Source organism: Gordonia heveisoli (genome assembly GCF_030315745.1).
In the GTDB taxonomy this organism is placed as follows: Bacteria; Actinomycetota; Actinomycetes; order Mycobacteriales; family Mycobacteriaceae; genus Gordonia.
Map to the genome: position 1 here is coordinate 187953 of NZ_JASXSH010000009.1, position 6871 is coordinate 194823.

Annotated in this window: 7 protein-coding genes; 3 read left to right on the forward strand and 4 right to left on the reverse strand. The window is 63.4% G+C overall.

Features of this window, described 5'->3' with window-relative positions:
- The first annotated feature begins 10 nt into the window (after positions 1-10).
- A complete protein-coding gene (gene metX, locus QSJ18_RS10530; protein ID WP_286326348.1) occupies positions 11-1159 on the forward strand; it encodes a homoserine O-acetyltransferase MetX in 1149 nt (382 codons plus the stop codon).
- A gap of 42 nt (positions 1160-1201) precedes the next feature.
- Here metX and QSJ18_RS10535 read toward each other — a convergent pair whose 3' ends face one another.
- The 4 genes from QSJ18_RS10535 to QSJ18_RS10550 all read right to left on the reverse strand — a co-directional run bounded on the left by QSJ18_RS10535 (position 1202) and on the right by QSJ18_RS10550 (position 4904).
- Positions 1202-2770 carry an Hsp70 family protein gene (locus QSJ18_RS10535; RefSeq protein ID WP_286326349.1) on the reverse strand — a complete coding sequence of 523 codons (1569 nt, stop codon included), beginning with the start codon at positions 2768-2770 and terminating at the stop codon, positions 1202-1204.
- A 153-nt stretch (positions 2771-2923) separates the two neighbouring features.
- Positions 2924-3250 carry a DUF3017 domain-containing protein gene (locus tag QSJ18_RS10540; RefSeq protein WP_286326350.1) on the reverse strand — a complete coding sequence of 109 codons (327 nt, stop codon included), beginning with the start codon at positions 3248-3250 and terminating at the stop codon, positions 2924-2926.
- The gene (locus tag QSJ18_RS10545) at positions 3247-4116 is read right to left on the reverse strand and encodes a bifunctional methylenetetrahydrofolate dehydrogenase/methenyltetrahydrofolate cyclohydrolase (protein ID WP_286326351.1); all 870 of its coding nucleotides are present in this window, start codon (positions 4114-4116) and stop codon (positions 3247-3249) included. The genes QSJ18_RS10540 and QSJ18_RS10545 overlap by 4 nt, the downstream gene beginning before the upstream one ends.
- Positions 4117-4292: 176 nt before the next feature.
- Positions 4293-4904 (reverse strand): hypothetical protein, encoded by a 612-nt coding sequence (locus QSJ18_RS10550; protein WP_286326354.1) that lies wholly within the window; start codon positions 4902-4904, stop codon positions 4293-4295.
- Positions 4905-4940: 36 nt separating this feature from the next.
- On the opposite strand from QSJ18_RS10550, the gene QSJ18_RS10555 reads away from it, so the two are divergent.
- Both QSJ18_RS10555 and QSJ18_RS10560 read left to right on the forward strand, forming a co-directional pair.
- Positions 4941-5852 carry a hypothetical protein gene (locus QSJ18_RS10555; RefSeq protein ID WP_286326355.1) on the forward strand — a complete coding sequence of 304 codons (912 nt, stop codon included), beginning with the start codon at positions 4941-4943 and terminating at the stop codon, positions 5850-5852.
- A 30-nt stretch (positions 5853-5882) separates the two neighbouring features.
- Positions 5883-6773, forward strand: a complete 891-nt coding sequence (locus tag QSJ18_RS10560) for a DUF2971 domain-containing protein (protein ID WP_286326356.1) — start codon at positions 5883-5885, stop codon at positions 6771-6773.
- The last annotated feature ends 98 nt before the right edge of the window (positions 6774-6871 follow it).

Consider the following 6871-nt stretch of genomic DNA (forward strand, 5'->3'; position numbering starts at 1 on the left):
TGAGGCAGCGGTGTCGGTGAGTATCGACCCACAGACGGAACAGGCTGATCAGCCCGACTGGGAGAACACCCCCGACGGGCAGTTGATGAGCGTCCGGATCGGCTCGGTACCGCTGGACAGCGGAGCACGGATCGACGACGTCACCCTGGCGTTTCAGCGCTGGGGGACGTTGTCGCCGTCCCGCGACAACGTCATCCTCGCCCTACACGCACTCACCGGCGACTCCCACGTCACCGGCCCGGCCACCGACACCCACCCCTCCCCCGGCTGGTGGGACGGACTGATCGGCCCCGGCTGCGCCATCGACACCGACGAGTGGTGTGTGCTGTCGGCCAATGTCCTGGGCGGATGCCGCGGCTCCACGGGACCGGCGTCACTGGACGCCGACGGACGGCCCTGGGGATCACGGTTTCCCCAGATCACCGTGCTCGACCAGGTGCGCGCCGAGGCCGCCCTGCTGGACCGGCTCGGCATCACGAGCATCGGCGCCGTCCTCGGCGGTTCGATGGGTGGGGCCCGCGCTCTGGAATGGGCGATCGAGTATCCCGAGCGCGTCCGTTCGGCACTCGTGCTGGCGGTCGGCGCCCGCGCCACCGCCGATCAGATCGGAACGCAGACCACCCAGATCGCGGCCATCAAGGCCGATCCCGACTGGCGCGGCGGTGACTATCACGGCTCGGGCGCAATCCCGTTGACCGGCATGGGAATTGCTCGGCGCATCGCACATCTGACCTATCGCAGCGAAGCCGAACTCGACACTCGGTTCGCCAATTCACCGCAGTCCGACGAACAGCCGTTGACCGGCGGTCGGTATGCGGTCACCAGCTACCTCGAACATCAGGCGAGCAAGCTGATGGCCCGCTTCGATCCGGGCAGCTATGTGATCCTCAGTGAGGTCCTCAACCATCACGACGTCGGACGAAACCGCGGTGGCGTCGCCGCCGCCCTCAACGGCTGCCAGGTCCCGGTGGTGGTCGGAGGCATCGACTCCGATCGCCTGTACCCATTGCGGCTACAGGTCGAACTGGCCGAGGAACTCGGCAACTGCGTCGGCGGCCTCCAGGTGGTGCGCTCGGACAACGGTCACGACGGTTTCCTCACCGAATTCGACGCGATCGAGGCTCTCCTCAAGCAGACCGTGGCGCTGGCCCGCATCTGAATAGTGCACGGCACCAACGGCGTACGACACCGATAGTGGCGGCTACCGTGCGGGCGCGACCGACGGCGCAGGCCCTGCCTCCGGCTTGACGCCCCGTTCGGGATCGACGACCCGGGGCGAGCTCTGCCCCGGAACTCGCTCGGGTGTCTGCCGCTGCGTCGGGGGCGTGACACCGCGTGGCCGTGCCAAAGTGCTCGGTGCGGTCCGGCCATCCGCCAGCGGCGCCCGCGTCGGACGCAGTGTGGTACTACCCGTGGGCGGAATCAGGCCCGGTGGCAACAACTCCGGCGGGATCGTCGGGGTGGTACCACCCGGGAAGGGCAACGACGGCAACGGGAACGGCACCAGCGTGCGCGTCGATGTGGAGGGCGCCGTAGTCGGCGGCAATTCGGTGGTCGCCCAACTCGGCGGCTCCACCCAACCGGGGTTGTCGGAGGTGGATGATGCCGGTGTCGGCGGCGGGGTCGTCGAGACCGGCGGCACGGTGTTCACCGGCTGTTCCGTCGACGGTGCGAGCAGCGAACTGTTCGCCCCCAGCGACGATGCGGGCATCGGGCTGGGCATCGTGCGCGGTGCGTCGGACACCTCGCTGCGGGTCAGCGAAGAAGTCACCGCATAGATGGTCAGCAGGAGCGCGGCGATGACGACGCCGGCGACGGCAAGCGGTGTGGCCGACAACCATTCCCGCGATCTGCGACCGCCGATGAAGGTCAGCCGGGTGGTCGGCGACACGCCACGCTGGGCGGCGATGGCAACCCCGGTGGCCGCGACCAGCTCAGGCGCGTCCGGGGCCACTACCTCGACATCGAGGTCCGCGGCCATCTCACGGACGAACGGCAGGTTCGCCATGCCGCCGACGAACACCACCGCCTGCGGTCGACGACCAGCATCGATCGCATCGGACAGATAGCGCCGCAGAGACTCTCGCGCCTCGTCGACCATCGGGGCGGCCGCCTGTTCGACCATCGTCGAGGTCAGCGTCACCCGCCGGGAACCGGCCGTGAAGGTCACGGCGGGGACTGCGGTACCCCGCTGCTCGTAAGGGATCTCCTCCTTGGCGGTGCGACATGCGCTGAGCAGCGCCCCCTTGCCTGCCCGCCCTCCGGAGGGCGTCGTCGAGTCGGCCCGATCGGCCAGCACCCGCTCGACGAGCGCCCGATCGAGGTCGCGTCCGCTGAGCACCGACAACCGCTGGACATCTGTGATCCGTTCACTGCTCGGCTCCACCGAGAACAGCGTCATCCCGGTGTCACCACAGTCAACGACCACCACCGAGTCGAACCGGTCGATCTCACCGGTCTCGCCCAGGTGAACAACAGTCGCCTCATCCTCGGCGATCAGCCCGATCTGCCGGCGCGGTCCTGCGCCTTGCGACCGCAGGCGTCGACGCTGCCCCGCGGTACGCGCGGTGACGCCGATCGGGCCGACGCGCAGTCCTTGGTCACGCGCGGCACCGAGCACGAGGTCGATGCCCGCGTTGACGCGGCCTGCGGTGTCGAGTCCGTCGCTCTCGTCGACGTCGATGACGCGTGAATCGAGCACATGACGACCCACCTCGTCCCTGGTGAACAGGACGAAGTGGATCATGCCGGTGCCCGCCGAAACACCCATTGACGTCATCTCGTCGGTGGGGTTCTGGCCTTGGGTCGTTGTCGAAGAGATAGGTCCCCCACTGCGTTCGCGTGCCGCGTGGCCCGCCTGGGCGCATCCATGGCACAGGCCACCGGACACACCCCGAATGTCACGTTCAGGTCTCTATTGTAATCAATCCGTGCCCAAGGAGTCGATCGACGTCGCCAGCCACAGCATCAATCCGCCTATGGCAGCCATAGTCGCAACGTCGAACAGCTTGCCCCTGATCTGCAATAAGCCCGCACGGGACGTCGGGATCACCGCCCGCAACAGGGCGCCGACGAGGAACGCGCTACCGAAGACGAATGAGCCTCTGCGCCAGCGGTCGAACATCACCAGCAGTGCCGCGACGACGACCCCGGCCAACACCAGGAGGTAGGGGACCTGAATCAGGAACGAACGGATCCGCCGAGCAGCCCGTAGCTGCTCGACCCGCGGATCGGTTCGCGCCGCGCTCACTGTCCGGCGCCACCTGCGGCGAGTTGTGCCTCGGCCCGCTCGACGACGTTGACGAGCAGGAAGGCTCGGGTCAGCGGACCGACGCCACCGGGGTTCGGCGACACATGGCCGGCGACCTCCCAGACGTCGGGGTGGACGTCGCCGACCAGACCGGCCTCGTTCCGGCTGACCCCGACGTCGATGACGGCGGCACCCGGCTTGACCATGTCCGCGGTGATCAGATGTCCGACCCCTGCCGCGGCCACCACGATGTCGGCCCGCTTGACCTCGGCGGCCAGGTCACGGGTGCCGGTGTGGCACAGCGTGACCGTCGCGTTCTCGCTGCGCCGGGTCAGCAGCAACCCGATCGGGCGGCCGATCGTGACCCCACGTCCGACGACGGTGACGCGGGCCCCGTTGAGCGGGATGTCGTAGCGTCGCAGCAGGTGGATGACGCCGCGCGGCGTACACGGCAGTGTCGATTCCTTGCCCAGCACCAGCCGTCCGAGATTGATCGGGTGCAGTCCGTCGGCATCCTTGTCGGGATCGATGCGCTCCAGCGCGGCGTTCTCGTCGAGGTGGCGCGGGAGCGGCAACTGCACGATGTAGCCGGTGCAGGCCGGATCGGCATTGAGTTCGTCGATTGCGGCGTTGAGCTGCTCGGTCGTCGCATCTGCGGGCAGATCCTTCCGGATCGACGCCACGCCGATGCGTGCGCAGTCGGAGTGTTTGCCCTTCACATAGGACTGAGAGCCCGGATCGTCGCCGACCAGCACGGTGCCCAGTCCGGGCGCGATCCCGGCGGCACGCAGCTTCTCGACGCGTTGGGAGAGATCAGCGAAGATCTCGTCGCGGGTGGCCTTACCGTCCAGTCGTATCGCCGTCACGCCCGACATTCTTCCATCACCAGGGTCATCCGCGTGGCAGCCCCCGGTCATCACGTGTGGGTCGCCGAGACGAACCACGCAGATCACCCGGCCCGATGGCGCCCGACTACGCTGACAGCACCATGTTCCGAATCATGTTCTATCAGCCAAGAATGTTGTGCCGCTGAACGTATTGGTTAGTTTCTTGTACGACTGCCCTGATCGTCTGGGCTGTGGCGGATCTCGTCAGTCGCTAGCTCGGCCCGGATCTTTTCGTGGAGCGCATCGCCCAGGCTAGGTACGTCGTCGTCGCCCGGAGCGGGTACATCTTCCTGTGCTACAAAGCTAGCCAGAACGCCGAGATCGCTGAGTTCGGAGGCAACCTCGTCGAGACCATTGAGACGCATACGGCGCGCTTGGGTCTGGCATTCTCGGGCAAGTCCCTTCAGGTCGGCGCGCAGCTTTGTGCCCTCGGCCGAAGATGCGGTGACTTCTCTAAACCGGAACGCGACCGCCGCGGTCGTCACGGCGCTGCTCAGATCATCGGCCCGGTAAAACATCTCTAGCCGCTCGGCCCGCACAGCTCGATTCCAAGCGTCCGCCCGGTCCATACTGTGCTGTGCCGCTGTTGCATCGATCTGCGCTTGGACATTGCGAGCATTGGCTTTGATCTGACGTGAGACACCCCAATATGCAACACCGGCCGCTGCCAGGGCTATCACGGCTGCGAGGACGGTCGCGGCTGGCTGTGCCCACCAGTGGGGATTCTCGGCGATACTCGCTGCTGCAGCAGCACTTGCTGAGTTCACACCGAGACAATACGCGCGCCCAGGTACCGTGCTGGCGTGGACATCGAAGACTTGGCGTTGTACGCGAACGCGATGAGTATCACGGCACTGAATGTCGCCTACTTCTCCGAGTTTCCGTATCGAGAACCTGGACTCAGCTCCATACAGACGGTTGATGAGTCCTTGGGCGACGCCGGAGACGTCCCTGACCCGTTGCTGAGCACGCATAGGTACATACGGTTTTATCTAATCTCGGCGGGTGAAACCGTCTATTCGTCTGCGAAGCTGTTGAGGGAGAGTGGAAATGTCCCGGTTGTCGCGTTGCCCGCGCTGGCTCGTGTCACCGCTGAGCACTGTTCGCGTGCGCTGTTCCTCTCAGATCCGGACCTCGGGTACGAGCGCAGGATTGCTCGGGCCGCAGCGCTGACGCGGGAGGGAATCCTTAGCGCCGGGAAGGGTTCCGAAGGTGCCAAGCGGATTGTGGAGATGTGGACGGATTACCACGATCGCCACAGAATCCAGACAAGGCGGAAAGACAAGCTTCCGTCCTATTCGGAGTTGGTGTCGAGATACTTCGACGGTTATATCTACGAGTCTCTTAGTCAGCCTGTTCACGGAAACGCGGCATGGGTTGCGCTGTCAGTTCTCTGTGAACAGCAAGGAGCGCCTTTACCGGCCGCAGAGTCTTGTTGGGGTCTAGCATTCGCAACGGCATGTATCACCGCTACGACCGAGGGCGTGGCTGAACTCTGGGACATCGACTTAGACAGTCACGTAGGCGGTGACTCGGGAGACCTGAAGTGGTCGGACCTACGAGAGTTAGTGGACCAGATGTTCGAGCAGGCTCACGATGAACGCGAGAGGCTTCGAACGTCGAGGTTACTCGTTGACAATCCCGATCCGTACCGCTTAGAGGTGCCCGCCGAGCAGCCTGCGGGACTGGACTCGTACGGAGTGGAAAATGTTTGATTCGTGAGGCACCGCGGATACAATTCGTCAATGCCGACAGAGAACTTCGACCCCGACTTACCTGAACTCCTCTATCACTACACTGACATCAAAGGGCTAGACGGAATATACAATAATGGGGAGATTTGGCTCACCGATGTAAGGTTCTTGAATGACGAATCGGAGTTGACTCTGGGTTCACAGCTGATCCAGCTCGCTGCATTGACGAAAGTTATTGGGCTGAAGGATCAGGAAATTGAACTACGAGAGGCCGGCAAGTCTGGCGACGATTCCGAGGTATTAGCGTTAGAGAAGCGCTCCAAGCATCTCAGTGGGGTTGCTGAATCGGCAAAAGGTATTTCCAATCCGGGATGTTATGTAGCGAGTCTCTCTGTGCATGGGGATCATTTAGGGCAGTGGCGCGCTTACGGACATGAGGGGTATGCCATAGCTATAAGAACTAAGGAGCTGATCGATTCCTTGCCTGAGGATTCTTTCCTGCGGCGCGTTTCTTATGTCGGCTACCATCAGGATGACTCGATCGAGGTGGCGCGCACGTTGGGGCTATTTGAGGCTTTGTTTCGAAACCTTGACGAGAATCCAGTTGAGAATCAAGAGGCGGTCGTCCGGTCAATTATCTCCGAGGATCTTGCGAAGTATAAGAATTTGGCGTTCAGGGACGAGTCGGAAGTTCGAATGTTCGTTACAGGAAGACCGAATCTATTCACGCCTAGCCAGGTATACGGGTACGTTCCGCGCTTTAGGGTGAAGCTAAATGCAAATTCAATCGATCACGTGGTAGTTGGTCCTTCGAAGAGTCTGAAATTTAAAGTTGACGGACTCTTCGAAAAGTTCTGGGAGTGTGATCCTGGTGGTTCTGGTTCAAGGACCGGCGGGAAGGTGAAGGTAAAGCGGTCACAGATACCGTATCGATATTGGTGACACTCGCTCCGTCGCTACCCCGAAACGGGGCGAGTGACCGGCTAGCCTCGTCAGAGGCTATCGACGTACTGAAAGGCAGGGCAGCTCGACGCATTAGA

Bases quoted from the DNA above. Each gene is read 5' to 3' on its own strand.
- QSJ18_RS10535 (WP_286326349.1), bottom strand. From the start codon at position 2,770: ATGGGTGTTTCGGCGGGCACCGGCATGATCCACTTCGTCCTGTTCACC.
- QSJ18_RS10560 (WP_286326356.1), top strand. From the start codon at position 5,883: ATGCCGACAGAGAACTTCGACCCCGACTTACCTGAACTCCTCTATCAC.